34 protein-coding genes are annotated in these 24,390 nt (G+C 43.7%); 26 read left to right on the top strand and 8 right to left on the bottom strand.

Features of this window, described 5'->3' with window-relative positions:
• The first annotated feature begins 9 nt into the window (after nt 1-9).
• The 20 genes from rplP to rplQ all read left to right on the top strand — a co-directional run bounded on the left by rplP (nt 10) and on the right by rplQ (nt 9,559).
• Nucleotides 10-420, top strand: coding sequence for a 50S ribosomal protein L16 (rplP, locus tag OC443_RS17080; protein ID WP_073579725.1), 411 nt, complete (start codon nt 10-12; stop codon nt 418-420).
• Nucleotides 420-611: a 50S ribosomal protein L29 gene (gene rpmC, locus OC443_RS17075; RefSeq protein ID WP_073579726.1), complete on the top strand. Its 192-nt coding sequence runs from the start codon at nt 420-422 to the stop codon at nt 609-611. Before rplP ends, rpmC begins: the two co-directional genes overlap by 1 nt.
• Nucleotides 611-865 (top strand): 30S ribosomal protein S17, encoded by a 255-nt coding sequence (rpsQ, locus tag OC443_RS17070; RefSeq protein WP_073579727.1) that lies wholly within the window; start codon nt 611-613, stop codon nt 863-865. Before rpmC ends, rpsQ begins: the two co-directional genes overlap by 1 nt.
• 155 nt (nt 866-1,020) lie before the next feature.
• Nucleotides 1,021-1,392, top strand: coding sequence for a 50S ribosomal protein L14 (gene rplN / locus OC443_RS17065; RefSeq protein WP_073579728.1), 372 nt, complete (start codon nt 1,021-1,023; stop codon nt 1,390-1,392).
• A gap of 11 nt (nt 1,393-1,403) precedes the next feature.
• A complete protein-coding gene (gene rplX, locus OC443_RS17060) occupies nt 1,404-1,721 on the top strand; it encodes a 50S ribosomal protein L24 (protein ID WP_073579729.1) in 318 nt (105 codons plus the stop codon).
• A 26-nt stretch (nt 1,722-1,747) separates the two neighbouring features.
• A complete protein-coding gene (gene rplE, locus OC443_RS17055; protein ID WP_073579730.1) occupies nt 1,748-2,287 on the top strand; it encodes a 50S ribosomal protein L5 in 540 nt (179 codons plus the stop codon).
• A gap of 17 nt (nt 2,288-2,304) precedes the next feature.
• Entirely contained in the window at nt 2,305-2,610 is a 306-nt protein-coding gene (gene rpsN, locus OC443_RS17050; protein WP_073579731.1) for a 30S ribosomal protein S14, read from the top strand.
• 29 nt (nt 2,611-2,639) lie between these two features.
• Nucleotides 2,640-3,032, top strand: coding sequence for a 30S ribosomal protein S8 (gene rpsH, locus OC443_RS17045; protein ID WP_073579732.1), 393 nt, complete (start codon nt 2,640-2,642; stop codon nt 3,030-3,032).
• 16 nt (nt 3,033-3,048) lie between these two features.
• Nucleotides 3,049-3,582: a 50S ribosomal protein L6 gene (gene rplF, locus OC443_RS17040; protein WP_073579733.1), complete on the top strand. Its 534-nt coding sequence runs from the start codon at nt 3,049-3,051 to the stop codon at nt 3,580-3,582.
• Nucleotides 3,583-3,591: 9 nt separating this feature from the next.
• The gene (rplR, locus tag OC443_RS17035) at nt 3,592-3,945 is read left to right on the top strand and encodes a 50S ribosomal protein L18 (RefSeq protein WP_073579734.1); all 354 of its coding nucleotides are present in this window, start codon (nt 3,592-3,594) and stop codon (nt 3,943-3,945) included.
• Nucleotides 3,946-3,959: 14 nt separating this feature from the next.
• Nucleotides 3,960-4,460 carry a 30S ribosomal protein S5 gene (rpsE, locus tag OC443_RS17030; RefSeq protein WP_073579735.1) on the top strand — a complete coding sequence of 167 codons (501 nt, stop codon included), beginning with the start codon at nt 3,960-3,962 and terminating at the stop codon, nt 4,458-4,460.
• Nucleotides 4,461-4,467: 7 nt separating this feature from the next.
• Complete coding sequence (gene rpmD, locus OC443_RS17025) at nt 4,468-4,644, top strand: 50S ribosomal protein L30 (RefSeq protein WP_053438826.1); 177 nt, start codon at nt 4,468-4,470, stop codon at nt 4,642-4,644.
• 5 nt (nt 4,645-4,649) lie between these two features.
• Nucleotides 4,650-5,084: a 50S ribosomal protein L15 gene (rplO, locus tag OC443_RS17020; RefSeq protein ID WP_073579736.1), complete on the top strand. Its 435-nt coding sequence runs from the start codon at nt 4,650-4,652 to the stop codon at nt 5,082-5,084.
• Nucleotides 5,085-5,102: 18 nt separating this feature from the next.
• The gene (gene secY, locus OC443_RS17015; RefSeq protein ID WP_073579737.1) at nt 5,103-6,437 is read left to right on the top strand and encodes a preprotein translocase subunit SecY; all 1,335 of its coding nucleotides are present in this window, start codon (nt 5,103-5,105) and stop codon (nt 6,435-6,437) included.
• 28 nt (nt 6,438-6,465) lie between these two features.
• Nucleotides 6,466-6,579, top strand: coding sequence for a 50S ribosomal protein L36 (gene rpmJ, locus OC443_RS17010; RefSeq protein ID WP_039969906.1), 114 nt, complete (start codon nt 6,466-6,468; stop codon nt 6,577-6,579).
• Between the two features lie 148 nt (nt 6,580-6,727).
• Complete coding sequence (gene rpsM, locus OC443_RS17005) at nt 6,728-7,084, top strand: 30S ribosomal protein S13 (protein WP_073579738.1); 357 nt, start codon at nt 6,728-6,730, stop codon at nt 7,082-7,084.
• A 17-nt stretch (nt 7,085-7,101) separates the two neighbouring features.
• On the top strand, nt 7,102-7,491 hold the full coding sequence (gene rpsK / locus OC443_RS17000) for a 30S ribosomal protein S11 (RefSeq protein ID WP_001118870.1): 390 nt from the start codon (nt 7,102-7,104) through the stop codon (nt 7,489-7,491).
• A 32-nt stretch (nt 7,492-7,523) separates the two neighbouring features.
• On the top strand, nt 7,524-8,144 hold the full coding sequence (gene rpsD, locus OC443_RS16995) for a 30S ribosomal protein S4 (protein WP_073579739.1): 621 nt from the start codon (nt 7,524-7,526) through the stop codon (nt 8,142-8,144).
• Nucleotides 8,145-8,168: 24 nt separating this feature from the next.
• Nucleotides 8,169-9,161 (top strand): DNA-directed RNA polymerase subunit alpha, encoded by a 993-nt coding sequence (locus OC443_RS16990; RefSeq protein WP_073579740.1) that lies wholly within the window; start codon nt 8,169-8,171, stop codon nt 9,159-9,161.
• A 26-nt stretch (nt 9,162-9,187) separates the two neighbouring features.
• On the top strand, nt 9,188-9,559 hold the full coding sequence (gene rplQ / locus OC443_RS16985) for a 50S ribosomal protein L17 (protein ID WP_073579741.1): 372 nt from the start codon (nt 9,188-9,190) through the stop codon (nt 9,557-9,559).
• Nucleotides 9,560-9,686: 127 nt separating this feature from the next.
• Here the strand turns inward: rplQ and OC443_RS16980 are convergent, their stop codons facing one another.
• Nucleotides 9,687-10,307 carry an FKBP-type peptidyl-prolyl cis-trans isomerase gene (locus OC443_RS16980; protein WP_073579742.1) on the bottom strand — a complete coding sequence of 207 codons (621 nt, stop codon included), beginning with the start codon at nt 10,305-10,307 and terminating at the stop codon, nt 9,687-9,689.
• Nucleotides 10,308-10,706: 399 nt separating this feature from the next.
• On the opposite strand from OC443_RS16980, the gene OC443_RS16975 reads away from it, so the two are divergent.
• A complete protein-coding gene (locus OC443_RS16975) occupies nt 10,707-11,246 on the top strand; it encodes a LysM-like peptidoglycan-binding domain-containing protein (protein WP_234976318.1) in 540 nt (179 codons plus the stop codon).
• 353 nt (nt 11,247-11,599) lie between these two features.
• Here OC443_RS16975 and OC443_RS16970 read toward each other — a convergent pair whose 3' ends face one another.
• Entirely contained in the window at nt 11,600-13,558 is a 1,959-nt protein-coding gene (locus OC443_RS16970; RefSeq protein ID WP_073579803.1) for a bifunctional 2',3'-cyclic-nucleotide 2'-phosphodiesterase/3'-nucleotidase, read from the bottom strand.
• A gap of 234 nt (nt 13,559-13,792) precedes the next feature.
• On the opposite strand from OC443_RS16970, the gene cobA reads away from it, so the two are divergent.
• The 5 genes from cobA to cysC all read left to right on the top strand — a co-directional run bounded on the left by cobA (nt 13,793) and on the right by cysC (nt 19,535).
• Complete coding sequence (gene cobA, locus OC443_RS16965) at nt 13,793-14,686, top strand: uroporphyrinogen-III C-methyltransferase (protein ID WP_073579743.1); 894 nt, start codon at nt 13,793-13,795, stop codon at nt 14,684-14,686.
• Nucleotides 14,687-14,740: 54 nt separating this feature from the next.
• Nucleotides 14,741-15,649: a sulfate adenylyltransferase subunit CysD gene (gene cysD, locus OC443_RS16960; RefSeq protein ID WP_073579744.1), complete on the top strand. Its 909-nt coding sequence runs from the start codon at nt 14,741-14,743 to the stop codon at nt 15,647-15,649.
• An 18-nt stretch (nt 15,650-15,667) separates the two neighbouring features.
• Nucleotides 15,668-17,095, top strand: a complete 1,428-nt coding sequence (cysN, locus tag OC443_RS16955; RefSeq protein ID WP_073579745.1) for a sulfate adenylyltransferase subunit CysN — start codon at nt 15,668-15,670, stop codon at nt 17,093-17,095.
• Nucleotides 17,096-17,171: 76 nt separating this feature from the next.
• The gene (locus OC443_RS16950; protein ID WP_073579746.1) at nt 17,172-18,896 is read left to right on the top strand and encodes an SLC13 family permease; all 1,725 of its coding nucleotides are present in this window, start codon (nt 17,172-17,174) and stop codon (nt 18,894-18,896) included.
• Between the two features lie 18 nt (nt 18,897-18,914).
• The gene (gene cysC, locus OC443_RS16945; RefSeq protein WP_073579747.1) at nt 18,915-19,535 is read left to right on the top strand and encodes an adenylyl-sulfate kinase; all 621 of its coding nucleotides are present in this window, start codon (nt 18,915-18,917) and stop codon (nt 19,533-19,535) included.
• Between the two features lie 20 nt (nt 19,536-19,555).
• On the opposite strand, the gene OC443_RS16940 is transcribed toward cysC, so the two are convergent.
• The 6 genes from OC443_RS16940 to OC443_RS16915 form a co-directional block, all read right to left on the bottom strand.
• The gene (locus tag OC443_RS16940; protein WP_073579804.1) at nt 19,556-20,458 is read right to left on the bottom strand and encodes a TIGR03899 family protein; all 903 of its coding nucleotides are present in this window, start codon (nt 20,456-20,458) and stop codon (nt 19,556-19,558) included.
• A 244-nt stretch (nt 20,459-20,702) separates the two neighbouring features.
• The gene (locus OC443_RS16935; protein ID WP_073579748.1) at nt 20,703-21,203 is read right to left on the bottom strand and encodes a DUF3299 domain-containing protein; all 501 of its coding nucleotides are present in this window, start codon (nt 21,201-21,203) and stop codon (nt 20,703-20,705) included.
• A 9-nt stretch (nt 21,204-21,212) separates the two neighbouring features.
• On the bottom strand, nt 21,213-22,472 hold the full coding sequence (locus OC443_RS16930) for an ABC transporter permease (RefSeq protein ID WP_073579749.1): 1,260 nt from the start codon (nt 22,470-22,472) through the stop codon (nt 21,213-21,215).
• Nucleotides 22,469-23,188, bottom strand: a complete 720-nt coding sequence (locus OC443_RS16925) for an ABC transporter ATP-binding protein (RefSeq protein ID WP_073579750.1) — start codon at nt 23,186-23,188, stop codon at nt 22,469-22,471. Before OC443_RS16925 ends, OC443_RS16930 begins: the two co-directional genes overlap by 4 nt.
• A gap of 64 nt (nt 23,189-23,252) precedes the next feature.
• Nucleotides 23,253-24,038 (bottom strand): zinc uptake protein ZrgA, encoded by a 786-nt coding sequence (gene zrgA / locus OC443_RS16920; protein WP_073579751.1) that lies wholly within the window; start codon nt 24,036-24,038, stop codon nt 23,253-23,255.
• Nucleotides 24,039-24,063: 25 nt separating this feature from the next.
• The gene (locus OC443_RS16915) at nt 24,064-24,381 is read right to left on the bottom strand and encodes a DUF2607 family protein (RefSeq protein WP_073579752.1); all 318 of its coding nucleotides are present in this window, start codon (nt 24,379-24,381) and stop codon (nt 24,064-24,066) included.
• Between the last annotated feature and the right edge of the window lie 9 nt (nt 24,382-24,390).

Raw genomic sequence — 24,390 nt, 5'->3', positions numbered from 1 at the left:
AGTCGACAGATGCTACAACCTAAACGTACAAAATTCCGTAAGGTTCATACTGGTCGGAACCGTGGTCTGGCTAAAGGTACTGAAGTTGCATTTGGCACTTTTGGTCTTAAAGCTACTGGTCGTGGTCGTTTAACTGCTCGTCAGATTGAAGCGGCACGTCGTGCGATGACACGTCACGTTAAGCGTCAAGGTAAAATCTGGATTCGTGTTTTTCCGGATAAGCCTATCACTGAAAAACCACTTGAAGTTCGTCAGGGTAAGGGTAAAGGTAACGTTGAGTACTGGGTAGCCCAAATCCAACCTGGTAAGGTAATGTACGAAATGGACGGTGTACCTGAAGAATTGGCACGTGAAGCGTTTGCACTTGCAGCAGCAAAACTGCCGTTCAAAACTACTTTCGTAACTAAGCAGGTGATGTGATGAAAGCACAAGATTTACGCGATAAAAGCGTTGATGAGCTGAATAAACAGCTGGTCGATTTATTACGCGAACAGTTTAACCTGCGCATGCAGGCTGCGACTGGTCAATTACAGCAGACGCATAATCTGAAAGCTGTACGCCGTAATATCGCACGTGTGAAAACTGTTTTGACTGAGAAGGCAGACGCATAATGAGCGACAATATTCGTACTCAACAAGGTCGTGTTGTTAGTGACAAGATGGATAAGTCTATCGTTGTTTCTATCGAGCGTATGGTGAAACACCCAATTTACGGTAAGTTCGTAAAGCGCACGACTAAAGTTCACGCACATGATGAAAACAACGAGTGTGGCTTAGGCGACACAGTTGAAATTCGTGAATGTCGTCCATTGTCTAAGACTAAGTCTTGGACATTGGTCAAAGTGGTAGAGAAAGCAAAAATCTAATTTTGCCTTCGAATAAGAAGCGGCTCCAATAATTTATGGAGCCGCTTGTTTTTTGACTACCCAACTAGATAAAAGGGTGATACAATTCGCATCCCTTTTTATAAGGCAGCCCGACCCGAGATGGGTCTAGTTTTAATATTTAGCGGAGCACTAACATGATCCAAATGCAAAGTATGCTGGACGCAGCTGATAACTCAGGCGCTCGCAGCGTAATGTGTATTAAGGTTCTGGGTGGCTCTCACCGTCGTTATGCACATGTCGGTGACATCATCAAAGTTACTGTAAAGGAAGCGATTCCTCGCGGTAAAGTTAAAAAAGGTGATGTACTGAAGGCGGTGGTAGTTCGCACCCGTAAAGGCGTACGTCGTCAAGACGGTTCTGTCATTCGCTTCGACCGTAATGCTTGTGTTTTGTTGAACAACAATACCGAGCAACCAATCGGTACACGTATCTTTGGTCCAGTGACGCGTGAACTTCGTAATGCGAAGTTTATGAAAATCGTCTCACTGGCTCCAGAAGTATTGTAAGGAGCGCAAAGATGGCAGCAAAAATCCGTCGTAATGACGAAGTAATTGTTCTTGCCGGTAAAGATAAGGGCAAGAAAGGTAAAGTAACTAAGGTTCTTACTACTGGTAAAATCTTTGTTGAAGGTATCAACCTTGTTAAAAAACACCAAAAGCCAGTTCCGGCTCTAGGTATTCAAGGTGGGATCGTTGAGCAAGAAGCAGCGATTGATGCATCTAATGTTGCAATCTTCAATGATAAAACCGGTAAAGCGGACCGTGTAGGTTTTCGTTTCGAAGATGGAAAGAAAGTACGTTTCTTTAAATCAAACGGCGAAACTGTTTCTAACTAAGAATTTGAGTAATTTGGAGTTCTACTATGGCGAAACTGCATGATTACTACAAGTCGTCTGTAGTCGCTGAATTGGCCAAACAATTCAGTTACACAAGCGTCATGCAAGTCCCTAGGATTGAGAAAATCACCCTGAATATGGGCGTTGGTGAAGCTATCAACGACAAGAAGCTTCTGGAAAACGCAGCAGCTGACATGGCTATAATTTCTGGTCAAAAACCTTTAATTACAAAAGCCCGTAAGTCTGTTGCAGGCTTCAAAATTCGTGAAGGCTACCCAATTGGTTGTAAAGTAACCTTGCGTGGCGAACGTATGTGGGATTTTTTAGAGCGTTTGATTTCTATTGCTCTTCCACGTGTACGTGACTTCCGTGGTGTTAGCGCGAAATCTTTTGATGGTCGCGGTAACTATAGCATGGGCGTTCGCGAGCAAATCATCTTCCCGGAAATCGACTACGATAAAGTCGATCGTGTACGCGGCTTAGACATCACTATTACGACGTCTGCAGCGAGCGATGAGGAAGGCCGTGCTCTGCTGGCTGCCTTTAACTTCCCATTCCGTAAGTAAGGTGAAGGGTTACTGTTATGGCTAAACAATCAATGAAAGCACGTGAAGTTAAGCGTGCAAAGCTTGTAGCTAAGTACGCAGAAAAGCGTGCAGCGCTTAAAGCTACAATTAATGATGTAAACGTATCTGAAGAAGAGCGTTGGGATGCAGTTCTTAAACTACAGACGCTTCCTCGTGATTCTAGTGCATCTCGTCAGCGTAATCGTTGTAACCAGACTGGTCGTCCACATGGTTACTTACGTAAGTTCGGTTTGAGCCGCATCAAAGTCCGTGAAGCTTGCATGAAAGGTGAGATTCCTGGACTTCGTAAGGCTAGCTGGTAATTGCCACTTAATCATTTGGAGTAAAGTTTATGAGCATGCAAGATCCGATTTCGGATATGCTGACCCGTATTCGTAATGGTCAGGCAGCAAACAAAGTTGCTGTAAAAATGCCTTCTTCAAAGCTTAAAGTTGCAATTGCTGCACTTCTGAAAGCTGAAGGTTATATCGAAGATTACGCTGTTGACAGCGAAGCTAAACCTGAACTGGAAGTTACTTTAAAGTATTTCCAGGCTAACCCTGTTATTGAGGTAATCCAGCGAGTATCTCGACCTGGTTTGCGTGTCTACAAGAAGAAAGATGATCTTCCTTCTGTAATGGGTGGTTTGGGTGTTGCTGTCGTTTCCACTTCCAAGGGTCTGATGTCAGACCGTGCTGCCCGTAAAGCAGGTCTTGGTGGTGAAATCATTTGCTACGTAGCTTAATTTATAGGAGTAGGATATGTCTCGTGTTGCAAAAGCACCTGTCGCTATTCCAGCTGGCGTAGAGGTGAAATTAAACGGCCAAGAAGTCACTGTAAAAGGTGCTAAAGGGGAATTAACCCGCGTATTTAATGACGCAGTGGTTGTTGCTCAAGAAGATAACCAACTGACATTTGGTCCTCGTGATGGCTTTGCTAACGCTTGGGCCCAGGCTGGTACCGTACGTGCACTTGTTAACAATATGGTTGCTGGTGTTACAGAAGGCTTCACTAAGAAGTTGGTACTTAAGGGTGTTGGTTACCGTGCTGCAATGAAAGGTAATTCTGTAGCCCTTACCTTAGGCTTCTCTCATCCGGTTGAGCATGAATTGCCAGCGGGTATTAAAGCTGAATGTCCAAGCCAGACTGAAATTGTAATCACAGGTTGTGATAAACAGCTTGTAGGTCAGGTTGCTGCAGATATTCGTGCTTATCGTGAGCCAGAGCCTTATAAAGGTAAAGGTGTTCGTTACGCAGATGAAATTGTGCGTACTAAAGAAGCTAAGAAGAAGTAAGGTAACGCTATGGATAAGAAAGCATCTCGCATCCGTCGTGCCACTCGTGCGCGTCGTAAGATTGCAGAACTGGGTGCCACTCGCCTAGTTGTACACCGTACTCCTCGTCACGTGTACGCACAGGTTATCGCATCTAATGGCTCTGAGGTTATCGCATCAGCTTCTACTGTAGAAAAAGCGATCCGTGAGCAAGTGAAGAATACTGGTAACGTTGATGCGGCAAAAGCTGTAGGTAAAGCTATTGCTGAGCGCGCTATTGAAAAAGGCGTCGCAGAAGTTGCATTTGATCGTTCTGGTTTCCAATACCACGGTCGAGTAGCGGCGCTGGCAGAATCTGCCCGCGAAGCTGGTCTGAAATTCTAAGGTAGGGTTGGAAGATGGCTAAAGAACAACAACAAGCTAGTGATTTGCAAGAAAAGCTAATCGCTGTTAACCGTGTGTCAAAGACGGTTAAAGGTGGTCGAATCATGAGCTTCACTGCACTAACAGTCGTTGGTGACGGTAATGGTCGTGTAGGTTTCGGTTACGGTAAAGCCCGTGAAGTGCCTGCTGCGATTCAGAAAGCAATGGAAAAAGCGCGTCGTAATATGACGACTATCGCGCTAAACGAAGGCACTCTTTTCCACCCGGTTAAAGGTCGCCACTCGGGCTCTAAAGTTTACATGCAGCCAGCTGCAGAAGGTACTGGTGTTATCGCAGGTGGTGCGATGCGTGCAGTTCTTGAAGTTGCAGGTGTTCACAACGTACTGTCTAAAGCATATGGTTCTACGAACCCAATCAATATCGTTCGTGCAACGATTGATGCGTTAGGCAGCATGAAGTCACCAGAAATGGTTGCAGCTAAACGTGGTCTAACTGTTGAATCTATTTCGGAGTAAGAACACCATGGCAACTATTAAAGTAACTCAAACTAAAAGCTCAATTGGTCGCCTGCCAAAGCACAAAGCGTGTCTTAAGGGGCTGGGCCTTCGTAAAATCAACCACACAGTAGAACTTGAAGATACACCGTGTATTCGCGGCATGATCAACAAGGTTTACTACATGGTTAAAGTTGAGGAGTAATCAGAATGCGTTTGAATACTCTATCACCGGCTGCGGGTTCAAAACCTTCTAAGAAGCGTTTAGGTCGTGGTATCGGTTCTGGCCTTGGAAAAACTGGTGGTCGTGGCCACAAAGGTCAAAAGTCGCGTTCAGGCGGTAAAGTTCGTGCTGGTTTCGAAGGCGGTCAAATGCCATTGAAACAGCGTTTACCAAAATTTGGCTTTACCTCTCGAAAAAGTTTGGTATCTGCTGAAGTTCGCTTAAGTGAATTAGCTAAAGTTAATAGCGATGTTGTAGACTTAAACAGTTTAAAAGCTTCGAATGTTATTACCAAGAAAATTGAACATGTAAAAATTGTTCTTTCTGGTGAAATATCTAAAGCTGTTACTGTTAAAGGTCTACGTGTAACTAAAGGCGCTAAAGCTGCTATCGAAGCTGCAGGCGGTAAAGTCGAGGAATAATCTCGAGACGAGGTACAGATGGCTAAGAAACCAGGACAAGATTTTCGTAGTGCTCAGAGCGGCTTGAGCGAGTTAAAGTCGCGCTTATTGTTTGTATTAGGTGCGCTTTTAGTGTTCCGAGCAGGCTCTTTTGTGCCGATCCCTGGTATTGACGCAGCTGTACTTGCCGAATTGTTCGAACAGCAAAAAGGCACCATTGTTGAAATGTTTAACATGTTCTCTGGTGGTGCTCTTTCGCGTGCATCTATATTAGCGCTGGGTATTATGCCGTATATTTCGGCATCAATTGTTGTCCAGTTGCTAACTGTAGTTCATCCTGCGTTAGCTGAACTCAAAAAAGAGGGTGAAGCGGGGCGTCGTAAGATTAGCCAATATACGCGCTATGGCACGCTTGTACTTGCAACATTCCAGGCTCTTGGTATTGCGACAGGCCTTCCAAATATGGTCTCTAATTTGGTCGTTATTGACCAAACCATATTTACGTTTATCGCAACAGTAAGTTTAGTAACCGGTACCATGTTTTTAATGTGGTTAGGTGAACAAATTACAGAGCGAGGAATTGGCAATGGTATATCATTGCTGATTTTTGCTGGGATTGTAGCAGGATTGCCTAAAGCAATCGGACAAACAATAGAGCAAGCGCGTCAAGGTGAACTACATGTACTTCTTTTATTGTTGATTGCGGTAATTGCTTTTGCTGTAATTTACTTTGTGGTCTTTATGGAGCGTGGTCAACGCCGAATTGTCGTTAACTATGCAAAACGCCAGCAAGGTCGGAAGGTATTTGCAGGACAAAGTACTCACTTGCCATTGAAAATTAATATGGCTGGTGTAATTCCCGCGATCTTTGCATCAAGTATTATTTTATTTCCAGGTACATTGGCACAATGGTTTGGAAATAGCGGAGATGGTTCAGCATTCAGCTGGTTAACCAAAGTTTCTTTGGCTTTAAGCCCAGGACAGCCGCTTTACGTTATACTTTATGCTGCAGCAATTATATTTTTCTGTTTCTTCTACACGGCGTTAGTATTTAACCCGCGTGAGACAGCGGATAATTTGAAGAAGTCAGGTGCGTTCGTTCCCGGAATCCGCCCTGGTGAACAGACAGCAAAATATATTGATAAAGTGATGACACGTTTAACTCTTGCAGGTGCGTTGTATATTACTTTTATCTGTCTGATTCCACAGTTCATGATGGTCGCTTGGAATGTTCGTTTCTATTTCGGCGGTACATCACTACTGATTGTAGTTGTCGTTATCATGGACTTTATGGCACAGGTACAGACTCATATGATGTCTAGTCAATATGATTCTGTGTTGAAGAAAGCAAATCTGAAGGGCTACGGCCGTTAATTTCAGATTTCATTTACGGAGTTTAGCAATGAAAGTTCGTGCTTCCGTTAAAAAAATCTGCCGTAACTGTAAAATTATTAAGCGCAACGGTGTTGTTCGTGTAATTTGCAGTGAGCCTAAGCATAAACAGCGTCAAGGCTAAGTAAGCAGAAATTTTTACTTGAAAAAACAAGGTTGGTCGAGTATATTCCTCGGCCTACCTTTTGCGTGCAAAAGAAGTAATATTCCGCAACGTATCCTCAGCGGGCTTTGTTGCGGATAGTTTCTTATCAGAGTACTAGGAGTGAATAGTGGCCCGTATAGCAGGCATTAACATTCCTGATCATAAACACGCTGTAATTGCTTTAACTGCAATTTATGGTGTCGGTAAAACTCGCTCAAAAGCTATTTTGGCTGATGTGGGAATTGCTGAAAGTGTTAAGATCAGTGAACTAAATGAACAACAGATTGATCAACTGCGTGAAGGTGTAGCTAAGTACACTGTAGAGGGTGATCTTCGTCGTGAAGTTTCCATGAATATCAAGCGTCTGATGGACCTTGGTTGTTATCGTGGTCTTCGTCATCGTCGCAGTCTACCACTACGTGGACAGCGTACTAAAACCAATGCTCGCACCCGTAAGGGTCCGCGTAAGCCGATCAAAAAATAGTCGGAAGGTAGAGTACAATGGCAAAACAACCAACTCGCGCTCGTAAGCGCGTACGCAAGCAAGTTGCAGATGGCGTAGCGCACATCCATGCATCTTTTAATAATACAATCGTAACCATCACTGACCGTCAAGGTAATGCATTGGCTTGGGCTACTGCAGGCGGTTCTGGTTTCCGTGGTTCTCGTAAATCAACACCGTTTGCTGCACAAGTTGCTGCAGAGCGTTGTGCTGAAATGGCTAAAGAATATGGCCTGAAGAATCTGGAAGTTATGGTTAAGGGACCTGGTCCAGGTCGTGAATCTACAGTTCGCGCTCTGAACGCTGCTGGTTTCCGTATCACAAACATTGTTGATGCGACTCCAATCCCTCATAACGGTTGTCGTCCACCTAAGAAACGTCGTGTGTAACGTTTCGTTTCTAGGAAAACTGGAGAAAGATCATGGCAAGATATTTGGGTCCTAAGCTGAAGCTTAGTCGTCGCGAAGGTACAGACTTGTTCCTTAAGTCTGGTATTCGTGCGATTGATACCAAGTGTAAAATAGATAACGCACCAGGTGTACACGGCGCTCGTCGCGGTCGTCTATCTGATTATGGCGTTCAGCTTCGTGAGAAGCAAAAAGTACGTCGCATGTATGGCGTTCTTGAGAAACAATTCCGTAACTACTATAAAGATGCTGCCCGTCTTAAAGGGAATACAGGTGAAAACTTGCTTCAGCTTCTTGAAGGTCGTTTAGATAATGTTGTATACCGCATGGGATTTGGCGCAACTCGCGCTGAAGCTCGCCAACTGGTTAGTCATAAAGCTATTTTGGTTAACGGTAAGGTAGTCAACATTCCTTCTTTCAATGTTACGGCAGACGACGTTGTTTCAATTCGTGAGAAAGCTAAAAAGCAATCTCGCATTAAAGCAGCTCTGGAAGTTGCAGAACAACGCGAAAAACCAACTTGGATTGAAGTAGATACCAGCAAAATGGAAGGTACGTTCAAGCGTTTGCCAGAACGTTCAGATCTGTCAGCTGATATCAACGAACAATTGATCGTCGAGCTTTACTCTAAGTAAGGTTTAAACTAAAGAGAGGACACAATGCAGGGTTCTGTAACAGAATTTCTTAAGCCACGTCTTGTTGATATTGAACAGGTCAGCACGACACACGCAAAAGTAACTCTTGAGCCATTAGAGCGTGGCTTTGGCCACACTCTTGGTAATGCACTTCGCCGTATTCTTTTATCTTCTATGCCAGGTTGTGCTGTGACAGAAGTAGAGATTGAAGGCGTACTACACGAGTACAGCACAAAAGAGGGTGTTCAAGAGGATATTCTTGAGATTCTTCTCAATCTAAAAGGGTTGGCTGTTCGCGTTGCCGAAGGCAAAGATGAAGTGTTTATTACATTACATAAATCAGGCTCGGGCCCTGTTGTTGCAGGTGACATTACCCATGATGGTGATGTTGAGATCGTAAACCCAGAACACGTTATTTGTCATCTAACAGATGATAACGCTGAAGTCGCAATGCGTATTAAGGTCGAACGTGGTCGGGGTTATGTTCCGGCTTCTGCCCGTATTCATACTGAAGAAGATGAGCGTCCTATTGGTCGTTTGCTTGTAGACGCAACATATAGCCCGGTAGATAAGATTGCCTATGCTGTTGAAGCGGCTCGTGTAGAGCAGCGTACTGATTTAGACAAACTTGTCATTGATATGGAAACAAATGGCACGATTGAACCTGAGGAAGCGATCCGTCGCGCAGCAACAGTTCTTGCTGAGCAGCTGGATGCATTTGTAGATCTTCGTGATGTACGAGTTCCTGAGGAGAAAGAAGAGAAGCCAGAATTCGATCCGATCCTATTGCGTCCTGTAGACGATCTTGAACTAACAGTTCGCTCTGCTAACTGTCTGAAAGCAGAAGCGATTCACTACATCGGTGATCTTGTACAACGTACTGAAGTTGAGCTATTGAAAACGCCAAACTTGGGTAAAAAATCTCTTACAGAGATTAAAGATGTATTGGCTTCACGTGGTCTTTCTCTGGGCATGCGCCTGGAAAACTGGCCGCCAGCATCTATTGCTGAAGATTAATCGATATTAGTTAGAAGGATTAGGTCATGCGCCATCGTAAGAGTGGTCGTCAACTCAACCGCAACAGCAGTCATCGCAAAGCGATGTTTAGCAACATGGCTAGCTCTTTAGTTCGTCATGAAGTCATTAAAACGACTTTACCAAAAGCTAAAGAGCTACGTCGCGTAGTTGAGCCTTTGATTACATTAGCTAAGACTGACAGTGTTGCTAACCGTCGTCTGGCATTTGCACGTACTCGTGATAACGAAGTCGTTGCAAAACTATTTAACGAACTAGGTCCTCGTTTTGCGAGCCGTCAAGGCGGATATACTCGCATTCTGAAATGTGGTTTTCGTGCAGGTGACAAAGCGCCAATGGCATACATTGAGCTTGTCGATCGCCCTGAAGCTGCAGAATAAAATAGTTCTTAATTATGATAGAAACCGGGCATTAGCCCGGTTTTTTATTGCCTGACTATCCAAAATAAAAAATACCCGGAACATTGAATATTCCAGGTATTATTAGGCTTAGTCAGCTATTTGAGGATTAAAGGATATCAAGCAGTTCAACTTCAAATACCAGTGCTGAGAATGGTGGAATAGCTGCACCAGCACCGCGCTCACCATAAGCCAGTTCATGCGGAATGTATAATTTCCATTTTGAACCAACTTTCATTAATTGTAGTGCCTCAACCCAACCTTGAATTACACCAGTCACAGGGAATTCAGCTGGCTGGCCTCGAGTTACTGAACTATCAAAGACTGTACCATCAATTAGTTCACCATGGTAATGGACACGGACTGATTTGTCTGACGTCGGGATTTCACCTTCCCCATCAGATAAAACTTCATATTGGAGACCTGAGTCTAAAACAGTTACTTCAGAGCGAAGTGCATTATCTTTTAAAAATGATTCACCTTCTGCACTTGCGGCTTTAGCAGCAGCTGCCTGAGCTTCCTGAGCCTGATTATGAATTTCCTGAAGTGCATTATTAATTTCGTCAATTTCTATTGCTGGTTGTGAACCAGTCAGTGCAGTTGCAATACCTGCTGCAATTGCGTCAACACTTAGTCCCTCAAGACCACTACCAGCAAGTTGTTGCCCCATTTGAAGGCCAATACCATAACTTGCTTTTTCAGCTACTGTTTCAAACTTAATGTCAGACATGACTTTGTTTCTCTCGGTCGTTAAAACGCAACAGGATAACAGTTATTCAGGTTTGATGAAATGATAAGCTTATCTAAGTCATTGTTAGCATCTAAGACGGTAAATTGGAGACATTCAGAAAATAAATTTCAGGTTTGTGTCAGTCTTTAAGATATTTTTCTATTCCTCTGTACTCAAAAGTCAGGAGTTTTTATACTAAGTCAGGTATATGTGCCGTAAATGTTTATAATGGCTAATTTCTAATGTTAATTTATGGTTCAATGAAGTGAAGTATGATTACCAGAAAATAAGAAAGTCAGTTTGTATAGTTATGGCCAGGTCTGTGCGGGAGAGCAAAGTACAATGAAGCGTCGTCATAGAAGAGAAATAAACGACCCTGGAGTATCTTTGAGGGACAGAATGCTCGTTGTAAAAAATCTCCAGGTCATTCATCTTTCCCGTTCACTATGGATAAGATTACCTCAACCTCACCGGAGACTGCTTTCCTTCCTGATTCCTGTTTTTATTGTGATTGTGTTTATACCCTGGCCTCAGAATTCTTCAACTGTAAATCAACAATTATCTGTCAGTAATCAACGTGTTGAGATCGAGTTAAATAATCCTGAAGTTTTAAGTGAGCAAAGTGGTGGCAGTCTTCAGCAGTCATTGACATCCGCTGCTTCGGAGAAACGTTCTACGACGGCTTGGGTTGCTTACAAAATTCAGGAAGGAGATACTCTTTCAAAATTTTTCAGAAAAAACAGTTTGCCTATAACCGATTTAAACGCGCTTCTGAAAATTGAGGGTTCTGAAAAACCTCTCAGCGACATTAAGCCTGGACAACTCATCCGGTACAAATTAACAGCCAAGGGCCAGCTGGATATATTGCAACTGGAGAAGAAAGAGCAGTCAGTTATGTTTTTTCGCTTGTCTGATGGCGGTTTTGGCCGGAGTAAATAGTGAATCTATCATGGTTGGGTTGTATCTGATGTCCGTATGTTGTGAAGCGAAAAGCCATATATACCCAAGCAACCTGAAAATGCAGGATTCAGCGTGCAGCCGAAAGGTACAGTTCAAGGAAAGGGAATGCGGGAAGTACCCACCTCTCAAATTCTCTTGACGCAGAAATGTGCCTTTTAGCTCACGCCCTGCGGGTAAGTTTGTCAGGCTCTGATACGGCGTGACTGATTTTCAACGTAGAATAACTATGTCTTCAAATCAGTGCCTTGTCTCAAAGCCAGACAAATCTCACTGAAACCTGCATTTTCAGGTTGTTTGGGTATATAGGCTTATATATATGGCTTTTCGCTGAGTTAATCCTGTTTATTTAGTTGTAAGCGATAAACGGCAAAACCTTCTTCATCAGTCATCAGATAGGTCATAGGATAAAATCCATACTTTTGAATGAAATCTGATGATTTGTCTCCCGGAGCGGTCTCAAAACGAATATCTAATGGTTGTGATGAATGAATTGGCGCAAAACTCCAGTTATTGTCAGCTTTTGGCTGAACTTCGTGGTGCTTGCGACTCACATCTGTAATGAAATTTGCCAGAATGGTCCGGTTTTCATCCGGTGAGTCAAAAGCAATATGGGAAGACCCTGTACCGGGGAATTTATTTCCGTAAGCACGATAATTATTAGTTGCAACAATGAACGGTTGATCGTCTTTGACCGGATGACCTTGATATGTCAGTTTTATTATTCTGGCCGCATCAGAATTGATAACTTTACATTCCCCGTCATATTTTGCGGGTTGAGTGACATCAATCTGGTACTGAACACCATCAATGACATCAAAATTATAAGTTCTGAATCCATCCCAGTTAATCAGATACTGAGGGGCAGGGCTCTCCGGATTGATTTGGTTGAATTGTGCTGCGGAACATTCCAGCCATTCTTTGACCTCTTTTCCAGTGACTTTCAGAGCGACCAGAGTATTTGGATAAAGATATAGATCTGCAGCATTACGGAATGTTAACTGGCCGGATTCAACTTCAGTATAATTAGAAGGATCATTCTTTCTTCCCCCTGCTTTAAAAGGTGCAGCTGCAGATAAAACCGGTAGTCCGTCTAAATCGGGATCTCCCTGAATAAATTGCTCTACATAAGCTTTTTGGGCCAGGTTGACGATTTGAATCGTTGGATCATCCTGGACAAGCGCCAGATAGCTGTACATAACATCAGATGAGCGACCAATAGGCTGATTGACAAATTTCCGGGTTGCCTTATGAGCTTTGGCAACAGCATGAGTGATCTGTGGATCTGCCTTAGCCAGAGAGTGGTGAGTTTTTTTATCATAAACCGGCCGGGCTTCAGAATGACTATCTGCGACGATCCATTGATTATTCTGAGTCTTCAATACTAAATCAATTACTCCTACATGACTGCCCCATCGTCCGGGCATGACTGACGCAATACCGTTAATTGTTCCCTTTTTATTATCTATGTCAGGCAGGTTATCAAACCCTTTCCCCGGAAAGACCGCATGAGCATGGCCAAAAGTGATTGCATCAATCCCTTTGACTTCTGACAGGTAGTAAACTGAATTCTCAGCATTCAGGTGATAAGGCAATGTTGATAACCCTGAGTGAGGAATAGCGACAATCACCTGAGCTCCCTCTTTCTTCATTTTGGGAATGAGTTTTTCAGCGGTCTTTTTTATATCCTGAGTTGTCACTTTGCCTGTCAGGTTTTTCTTATCCCAAACCATAATTTGAGGGGGAGCAAATCCAATATAGCCAATTTTAATTTTTTGTGGCTGGCCTGTTGTATCCGTAAATGTATAAGATTTGATAATGTATGGTTTAAAGTAATGCTTGCCCGATTTAGCATCGTAAATATTCGCGTTGACATACGGAAAATTTGCATCATTGATCGTTTCACGCAGAAATGACAGGCCATAGTTGAATTCGTGGTTTCCGATATTGCCTACATCATAATTCAACAGGTTCATTGCCTGATAGACCGGGTGTACTTCCATGGGCTTAATACCGTGAGCTGCCATGTAATCTCCCATCGGGCTTCCCTGAATCAGGTCACCATTATCGACCAGGACACTATTCTCCACTTCGCTGCGGGCCTGTTTTACGAGTGATGCCGCACGGCTCAGACCAATTTTTTCAGATGTTTTATCCTTATAATAATCATAATCCATGATATTCGCATGAATATCAGTTGTTTCGATAATACGAAGATGCAGTGTTTCTGCGACGGATAAACCAGAGAATGTTACTAACCCAGCATATACAACTGTCTTAATTGACGTTTTCAGTGATACCATACTTATAGCCTTATTCCGGGAAAATGATTTGAGTGCAAATATGCATCGGTATTGTATGTCTGATGTGATGAATTGAACAGAGAACCGGGAGTGTTTCAATTGGATGAATCTGCCGGAAATTAAATCCTTTATCACCTTTTTGAATAAAAAATGAAATTTTAGAATTTCATGTAATATATAGTGATCGTCATAATGGACACATTGATTTTATGTGAGGTGTGAGATATGGCAAACCACAAGGTAGTGACTCGCCTTCCGGTCCAGAATCAGCATTTGTCATCATTACAGACTACAAATATGAAAGATGCCATTCCGCATTTGACAAAAAGTCGCCTGAAAGCTGGTGAAGTTGCTTTGGTCGGCGCAGGCCCGGGAGACCCGGAACTCTTGACTGTCAAGGCGTTGAACTTTATTCAGCAGGCAGATGTGTTACTCTATGATTACCTGGTTTCTGATGAAATTAAGGCATTGTTTCCCGCAGATGCCATACTGGTTTGTGTCGGGAAAAGAGCTGGTCACCATAGTGTTCCTCAAGAAAAAACCAATAAACTTCTCGTTGATTTTGCGCAACATGGATATCGTGTTGTCCGCATCAAGGGAGGCGATCCCTTTATGTTTGGCAGAGGCGGAGAAGAACTTGAAGTGCTGTTTGAAGCTGGCGTGAAATTCCAGGTTGTTCCCGGTATCACGGCTGCTGCCGGAGCGACGGCTTATGCAGGTATACCTTTGACTCATCGTGATTATGCGCAGTCAGCCGTATTTGTTACCGGACATGTAAAAGCTGAAAGTGATGAAATGGACTGGGGAATGCTGGCCAGAACGAATCAGACTCTCGTCATTTATATGGGATTGATGAAGTCTGCTTATATTCAGCAGCAGCTGGTTGAGCACGGTCGTGCAGCCAGTACACCTGTTGCGATTATTGAACGTGGAACTCAATCGGCACAAAAAATATTTAAGGGAACGCTTAGCGATTTGCCGGAGCTTGCAGTTGAGGCACAATCTCCGGCATTAATCGTGATTGGTGATGTTGTTAAACTTTCTGACCAGCTGCACTGGTTCGGAGAAAAAGATTTCTCATCACATGTCAGCAGTATGCATAAAGAGCAATACGCATAATGAAATTCAATTGCATCATATTAAACTCTCTTTGTGAGTCATAAGGAAGCAGAGATGGATCAACAACGCTTAACTCATTTAAAACAATTAGAAGCTGAAAGTATTCATATTATTCGTGAAGTTGCAGCTGAATTCGGAAATCCGGTGATGATGTATTCCATCGGTAAAGATTCGTCAGTCATGCTTCATCTGGCTCGTAAAGCTTTTTATCCGGGAAAAATTCCGTTTCCGTTGCTCCATGTCGATACCAACTGGAAGTTTCGTGAAATGATCGCTTTTCGCGATCGCACTGCTGAAAAGTATGGGTTTGATTTGCTTGTGCATAAAAACCCGGAAGGTCTTGCTATGGGCATTAATCCATTCGTTCATGGTTCTTCAAAGCATACTGATATCATGAAAACCCAGGGACTAAAACAGGCGCTGGATAAGTATGGTTTTGATGCCGCATTTGGTGGTGCCCGCAGGGATGAAGAGAAATCCCGTGCGAAAGAGCGGGTCTACTCATTCAGAGATAAAAATCACACCTGGGATCCAAAAAATCAACGTCCGGAATTGTGGCATACCTACAATGGTCAGATTAATAAGGGCGAAAGCATCCGGGTATTCCCTCTTTCTAACTGGACTGAATTGGATATCTGGCAATATATCTATCTGGAAGGTATTGATATTGTACCGCTTTATTTTGCCAAAGAGCGTCCGGTTGTCGAAAGAGATGGCATGTTGATTATGGTCGATGATGATCGTATGGAACTTCGTCCTGATGAGGTGATTGAAAATAAGTCAGTGCGTTTCCGTACATTAGGCTGTTACCCGCTCACCGGAGCAATTGAATCTACTGCAGGCACATTACCTGAAATCATCGAGGAAATGCTTGTCGCGACATCCAGTGAGCGACAGGGGCGGGCGATCGATCATGATCAGTCTGGTTCGATGGAGATGAAAAAACGTCAGGGTTATTTCTAAGGAGCGAAGGATAGTTTTATGAATAGTGCAGTTCAAACACAACTTGCAGAGTTAGGTATTGAAGGATACCTCAATCAACATCAAAACAAATCATTGCTTCGGTTTCTGACGTGTGGTTCCGTGGATGACGGCAAAAGTACCCTGATTGGGCGCTTACTTCATGATTCGAAGCAAATCTATGAAGATCAGCTTGCTGCTGTCCATTCAGACAGCCAGCGTGTCGGTACGACGGGTGATCGTCCTGATCTTGCGTTATTGGTTGATGGCTTGCAGGCTGAAAGGGAACAGGGGATTACCATTGATGTTGCTTATCGTTACTTTTCAACGCAGAAGCGTAAATTTATTATTGCTGATACACCGGGGCATGAACAATATACCCGGAATATGGCAACAGGTGCGTCAACGTGTGATGTTGCGGTGATATTGATCGATGCCCGTAAAGGAGTATTAGATCAAACACGTCGTCATTCCTTTATCTCAAATTTACTTGGTCTGAAGCATTTCATCGTGGCCGTTAATAAAATGGATCTGGTTGATTATGATCAGGCCAGATTTGAGGAAATTCGCGATGAATATCAGCAATTTTCACAACGTCTTCGCGGGGATTTAAATTTCAGCATTATCCCGATCTCTGCCCTGGAAGGCGACAATGTTGTCGAAAAAAGTCAATCCATGAATTGGTATCAGGGACCGACATTACTCGACCTGCTCGAAGACATTGATGTGAAGAATGATGATAGAAATCAGCAGTTTCGTTTCCCGGTTCAGTATGTCAATCGTCCTAATCTGGATTTTCGCGGATTTGCAGGCACAGTTGCGTCAGGCTCAGTTCAGGTCGGGGATTCGATAAAAGTTTTGCCGTCCGGAAAAACATCTGTAGTTGAACGTATTGTGACTTTCGATGGTGATTTGCCTTCAGCATTTGCCGGACAGGCTGTGACCTTAACGCTTGAAGACGAAATCGATATCAGCCGTGGCGATTTAATTGCACTGGATAAAGATGAAGTTCAAAGCACGAATCATCTTTTAGCTGATGTTGTCTGGATGACAGAAACACCGTTGGAAGCAAATCGTGAATACGATATAAAAATTGCCGGAAAGAAAACCATTGGCCGGGTAAAACAAATTCGCCATCAGTATAATATTAATAACTTGGAAACGTTTGAGACAGAAACATTACCATTAAATGGCATTGGACTGTGTGAATGGACTTTTAATGAATCTGTCGCTCTGGATAATTATCTGGACTGTGCCGATACCGGTGGCTTTATTATTGTTGATCGGCTAACCAATGTGACTGTTGGTGCCGGTATGGTCAGAGATGGGTTAACTCAGCTGACAGCTGAAGCGGGTCATTACTCTGAATTTGAGCTTGAGTTGAATGCTTTAATCCGTAAACACTTCCCACACTGGGAAGCGAAGGATTTACGTCAGATACTGAAGTAAGCCTTTGATATCATCAGATAAAGCGCATGGCGTGTCTTTGTGCACTATGCGCTTTATTTTTTCCTGAGGTGAAACCATGTGGGAACAAGGATTAGTACTGGTTCTGCTTGCCAGTATCGTCATCGGTTTAGTGTTGACACGAATCAAACCGAGTCTGGTGTTTGCTGCGGCTGCAATGATCGCTTTTTTAAGTGGCTTGCTGAATGTTAATGATGTGGCTGAGAATTTTACCAACTCATCTCTGTTGACTTTAGTCTTGCTTATCCTTGCCTCAACAGCTCTTGAAAAAACCCGTCTGATTGGCTGGGTAAGCCAGCATATCTCTGAAGGAAAAATAGGATCGGTGATTCTGAAGCTGGGTTTTTCTACAGCTTTACTCTCATCTTTTACCAATAATACGGCTGTTGTTGTGTCCCTGATTGGTGCAGTAAAGCGCAATCGCCAGCATGCACCTTCCCGGTTATTGATTCCGCTTTCTTATGCTGCGATTTTAGGTGGGACTTTAACCTTAATCGGGACTTCAACCAATCTGATCATTAACAGCTTTGTGGAAGATGCCGGCTTGCCGGGGCTGGACTTTTTCAGTCCGACCTTAATTGGCATTGTTGTGCTTGTCGTCGGAGTCATCTTATTAGTTCCTCTCAGTTATTTTCTGCCTTCTTACGATGAAAGTTCTCAGGATGATTTACCCTATTTTCTGGAAGCAGTTGTTGATGCGGATTCACCGCTGGCTGGTAAAAGTATTCAGGAAAATGGATTACGCTGTTTGCGTAAACTCTTTTTAGCAGAAGTGGTTCGTCACGGAGAGAGTATGCCCTCCGTTCATCCTGACTTCGTCCTGCAAAGTGATGACCGGCTGTTGTTCTGCGGCGATATTGAAAGTGTGTCGACCCTACAGGAAATTAAAGGTTTAACCCTTTTTGGTCAGCAGCATCTGAATGGACAGAGTTTTGTTGAGGTGATCGTCAGTTCATCAGCCAGCTTCTGTCATAAAACTTTAAAATCAAGCCGGTTTCGCGACCGTTTTGATGCAGTTGTCGTTGCTGTCCGGCGCGGACATGAGCGCCTGGAAGGGGGCTTAGGCAGCATTGTTCTGATGCCGGGGGATTCTCTGGTGCTGGTTCCTGGTAAGCGGTTTGAACACGAACGTAGCCGTCACCGGAAAGAGTTTGTGCTGGTGCATGATCTTGAATCCAGTGCCCGCCTTGACTTGTTTAAATCTGTTGGGGTTCTGGCGGGTTTTACGGTGGTGATTGCTGCGGCTTTACTGCAATGGGTGCCGATGATTAAAGGGTTGGCAGTCTATATTCTGGTATTACTGGCATTTGGCATTATTCAGGTACAGGAACTCCGGCGGCGTTTCCCTCTGGATATCGTTGTCATTGTTGGTTCTGCACTCTCCATTGCACAGCTCATGATATCGACAGGCGTTTCTGAATTGATGGGCGACTTCCTGTCCGGATTATTTAATGGCTGGGGAGTTTATGGCGCTTTAATTGCAACCTATTTGATGACATTAGTTCTGACGGAAGTGATTACCAATAATGCTGCAGCCGCGCTTGCATTTCCTGTCGGTTACAGTATGGCTATCAGCTATGGTGTCAGTCCGATGCCATTTATAATGGCGATTTTATTCGGAGCCAGTGCCAGCTTTATTTCTCCCTACGGTTATCAGACAAATCTGCTGGTTTATAGTGTCGGTAATTACAAACTGAGCGACTATGCCAAAGTCGGTATTCCGCTTTCTATTGTTTATTCGGTATTGGTGCTGGCACTCATACCAGAGTTTTTCCCATTTTAAGTCAGAAAGGATGTGTTTATGCACTCAGAGTCGAATATCACAGATGAAAATATTGTCTGGCATCATCATACGGTTGATAAAGATCTCCGTGCGAAACTGAAGAAGCAAAAGCCGGTTGTATTATGGTTTACAGGACTTTCCGGTGCCGGGAAATCGACCATTGCCGGGGAATTAGAGAAACATTTAGTTCACCTTGGATATCACACATATCTTCTGGATGGTGACAATGTGAGACATGGTCTGTGCCGGGATTTAGGCTTTTCTGAGCAGGATCGTCGTGAGAATATTCGTCGTATCGGAGAACTGGCTAAATTGATGGCGGATGCCGGGTTAATTGTATTGACTGCGTTTATTTCCCCGCATCGCAATGAGAGACAGTTGGTCAGGGATTTACTGCCAGAAGGGGAATTTCTGGAAGTCTTTGTCAATACGTCGCTGGAAGTGTGCGAACAGCGCGACCCGAAAGGGTTATACAAGAAAGCCCGTGCAGGAGAAATTCCCGATTTCACAGGGATCGACTCGGAGTATGAAGCGCCACTATCACCTGAAATTGACCTGCCTGCCGGAGAAAAAGGCATTCAGGCACTGGCTGAGCAATGCCTTGCTGAACTCGATCGCCGGGGTATTATTCAGCTTTAATCTGGCTTTATTCCAAACCGTTAAACAGCATGATGCATCGTGCTGTTGACGTCCGTTTGAATCATAAATTTCTGGCCAAGCATCGCCACAAGTTGATCATAATATTGCTGATTGATTCTGTTTCCCAGCAGCCGGCATAATTCGTTCCCGGTTGGACTGAACCGATAGTAAAGCAAGTGAATTCCTTTACTGAGTGGCTGTAGTAATAGATTTTTGCCCTGATAGTGTAAAGGCAGGGATGGAGAAAGTTCTATTTCACCGGATTCAAGCTCAGTGGCATGTAGCAGCCCAAGTTCGATGAGCACCAGCAGGCTTGAATAGGGAAGTTGAAAGTTACCAAGGCTGACAGAAATAGTTTGCTCGCGTTTACCAAAGCTGAAAATACTGTTCTGGGCATGAATGCCGACCAGGAGTTTCTGACTCTGATCATTGCCAAAACTACAGCCCAGCGCCGCTGATTTTTGTAAAATCTGGGCTTCTTTCGGTGTCATATCTTTCAGTATCTGAAGGGCTTTCATTGACGTTGCGCCCGGATTGGTCACTTCTTTTTTCAGAACCTGAGCCCATAATTTTTGCATTGAGGGATCATGAATATCCTGAGCCATTTCAAAGAAGCGATACAGCCAGTCCTGATTCGGGTCGCCAGCTGTCTCATCCTTACAGGATTTATAAGACAGCTGGATGATGCGTTCAAGGTTTCTCTGGCGTCTTTCCTGGAGTTTTTTCTCCCGCTGAACGGCTCTCTCAAACGGAGATAGCTTAGGTTTCTCTTCCCGAATCAGAGCCTCAACACCCTGGTTTTGAGCGATATGAAGAATTTTACTTGCACTGTCCTGAATATAACGGCTCTTTGGCTGAGATTTAGGCTGAGACTTACCGGGTTCCTGGTCAATTGTTACAGGTGAACGTTGTTCTTCTTCCATTTCTGCAAACACTGATAGCTAAGTTAAAAATAATGTAACCTTTAATCAGAAATACATCCAGAGACAGATTCACGAAACGATAAGTTTTACTCAACCTTATGATAATTATTTGTTAAAATTGTTGCCAATGTTAATTTTTTAATCAAGTGTTTTGTGAAAAAGATAATTTCAACCGTCTTAATTTTCCTGTGCTATTTTTTACTTTTAGTTTATCTGGCTCACTATATTGTCATATAAGAACCCATTATTGATCTTCATACATTTCAATACGAATTCCTTCAATGACGTATCCCGAATCAGCGACATCACTGCTGACAAACTCTGTTTTCAGCTTTCCGATGACATAGACAACATCCCATAACTCTTGTACCGGTGCACCCTTGGGGAATTTTACATCAATGATTTGGTTTGGCGGCGGCGGCGGAACGTGGATACAGGCTCCGAAATAGGGGACCAGAAGAAATTCAGTAACGGTATTTTCATCCCCTTCCAAAGGAATCACGAAACCGGGAATTTTGACAAAGCTACCATTTAATTCAGGACGCACGGATCCGATGTGAGCCTGTTTCGCAGGCGCCTGTCCATTATGATTCACCGTCGGCATTCCCTGCTGATTAAACTGACTGCGTTCTTTTTCCGGAATCAGGTCAATCCAGTCAAGTTTCAGTGGTTTTTCCTCACTCCAGGCCGAGTGAGGAAATAAGCTAACCATAGAAAGAAAAATAACCAATATATATTTGTACATTCATATTCCTTATATTCTGATCGTCATTCCGTCACTCAGGGACTGACGATAAGCTCGTATAGATGGCACAACGCCAATCAACATGCCAGCCAGCTGCACATAACCGAGCAGCAACCATTCATGAGGCGTCAGCATCTCTGGCTGAATCAGAATACCATAATGGTTATGAATGACCGGTGCAATAAGAAACATCAGGCCATATACGCCGATTAAACCGACGACAATACCAATAAACGTTAATGCACTGGCTTCACTCATCAGCAGGGCAAAAACATGTTTGGGTTGCGCGCCCATGGCCCTGAGAATAGCCATTTCACGACGCCGTTCCTGCAGGCTGGTCAGTAAGCTGCTCAGCATTCCCATCAACCCGGCGATGACCACAAAGACAGAAACCGCCATTAACGCCTGTTCAGCAACGGACATCATGCCCCATAATTCCTGAAGGGCAACACCCGGCATAATGGCACTCAGCGGTTCTTTTCTGTATTCATTGATTTCACGTTGCAATGCAAATGCCATAATTCTGGATTTTAACCCCAGCAACATGGCTGTGATCTGGGTTGGCTGAAAATGACGTTTTTCTAATGTTTTAGCATCCGGTGTTTTTCCGATATGTGCCCCTGATTCCCATCCGACATGGATGGCCTCAATGGCAGCAAGCGAAACATGGACCGTCCGGTCGACCGGTGTTCCGGTTGGAGCCAGAATGCCGACAACGGTGAAGGGCAGATGATCATGCCGGGCAAAACCCACATCGCTGATGCCATGTGCAATAATCATTTTACTGCCAATTTTATACCCAAGCTTTTGAGCGACATCAGAGCCGATGACTGCATCAAACAGGCCATGAAAAGGCTTGCCTTCAGTAAAAGTAAGTGGTTGCTTACGACCATACTTATAAAATCTGAAATAGTCCTGATTGGTTCCCATGACCCGGAAGCCTTTATGCGAGTCACCCAGTGAAATAGGAATGGCCCATTTCACCGCCCGGTGATGACTGAATTCTTCAAAGCTTTTCCAGTCGATATTATTGGTGGCATTTCCTATTCTGAATACCGAATAAAGCAATAGATTTACTTGTCCTGAACGTCCCCCCACAATGAGGTCTGTACCGGAAATTGTATTGGCAAAGCTACTTTTAGCCTGAGTTCTGATTCGTTCTACGCCCAGTAGCAGAATGACCGATATCGCGACAGTTAAAATACTCAGAATTGCGGTTGTTTTTCGGTTGAATACACTTTTCCAGGACAAGGTTGCGATTGTTTTCATGCACATTTCCTCGCTTGGTTCACTTCTGGCAGGTTAATGCTTCGGTTGAATAGAGGCTCCAGTGTTGGATCATGGCTTACGAATACCAGAGTCGAATTCACCTGATTGGCTTCTTCAAGCAGTAATTCAATGAAAGCACTGCGATTATCAAAATCCAGCGATGAAGTTGGTTCATCAGCAATAATTAACTGAGGAGAACCGATGAGAGCTCTGGCAGCGGCAACACGCTGCTGTTGGCCGATACTCAGTTCAATAACCGGTTGATGTAATAATGCTTCCGGAAGTTTCAGACGACGGAGTAACTGAAGAGCCTTATCCTGTAATGAGCCGGAAATGTTTTTTTTACGTAATCTTGAAAACTGGCAGGGGAGCAACACATTTTCAATGACTGACAGATAAGGCAATAAATTAAATTGCTGGAAAATGTACCCGATGTGGTCAGCCCGGAATTTGTCCCGCTGACTGGCTGAAAGCTGTGACAGCTGTTGTCCTAAAATAGTAACTGAACCGGAGCGGGCAGTGTTGATACCTGTGAGTAAACTAAGCAGCGTTGATTTACCGCAGCCACTGGGGCCTTTTACAAATAAATGCTCTCCCTTTTGAACCTCTAAGTCAGAGATATCAATTACAGGAGATGAGTCTCCGGGCCACTGAAATTTGGTGTCTTTGAGTGAAATAACACAATTTTGTTGAGCAGTTAATTCAGAATTATTCATGATACGACGTCCGGTAAACAGTCTGGTAAGTGAGGACTTACCAGACTTTGTGAGACAGAAATCTTTATAAAGCGACCTGATGTTTTTCAGGCGTAAGTTCTTCTGAGCTCTGACGCTTATCTGTAAAAATATTAACGTGGATACGATGTGTATTCGGGAAGTGAGAGAACCACTGTGTTGATAGTTGTTTCAGATTGGCTGCTTTCCCACATTCATAATGGTATTGAATTGAGTACGCATTATGCTCGCCATGTTCATGTTCATGTTCATGTTCATGTTCATGTTCATGTTCATGTTCATGTTCATGATGTTCGTCTTCGTCATGATGTTCATGTTCATCGTGGTGAGCCGCTTTATCATGATCATGATGTCCGTCTTCGTCATGGTGTTCATGTTCATCGTGGTGAGCCGCTTTATCATGATCATGGTGTTCGTTTTCGTCATGGTGTTCATGCTCATCATGATGATCGGCTTTATCGTGATCATGGTGATGCTCGCCTTCATCGTGATGTTCATGTTCATCATGATGGTGCGTGGTCTGATGAATCTCAGTTTGAGTGATTTTACACCGGGCATCTTTATTGACAGAGATAATACTGTCTGCCTGACTCAGGCGGGCCATCGCTTTGTCAAAAACCTTATGTTCCTGAGGAGATTGTGGTTTATGTTCAAATCCAACGACATCAGCACCAGGTGCGGTAATTTCAATTAAAAGCTCGTTTGCATCCTGAGCAATATTCATTTCAACAACGCCATGTACATGGGCTTCATGCTGGCGGAAACTTTCTTCGGCTTGTATTGATGTCGCTGCCAATCCGGCAAGAACAACAATATGATAAGGTTTTAACATGTCAAAACTCCGTAATTAAGATGATTTAAATAAAATGGTTCATACTTAATTCGGTTATTGGCGGTGAACGCGCATCATAAGCGGATATCGGGCGACTGATCCGGATGACTTCTGTTTCGGGCTCAATATAACCGTGTAAGACAACTGCAGAAATTGTTAAATCTGATGTCTGAAGACCATGAATGATGCTGCTGAACTGCTGGCAATCATGGTGGCTATGATGGGCTTCTATTGTGTCAAACTGATGATATATCTCAGCAAATCCCAGCCAAATCACAAAAAAGACAGCCGCTAAAGCAACTCCCTGTTTATATTGGCAATCTGTTTTGCTGACGTTGTACATAGGGAACCA

It is taken from the genome of Vibrio quintilis, assembly GCF_024529975.1.
Classification (GTDB): Bacteria; Pseudomonadota; Gammaproteobacteria; order Enterobacterales; family Vibrionaceae; genus Vibrio; species Vibrio quintilis.
The sequence above is the reverse complement of the archived record's forward strand: the minus strand, read 5'-3'. Positions and strand labels throughout refer to the sequence as shown.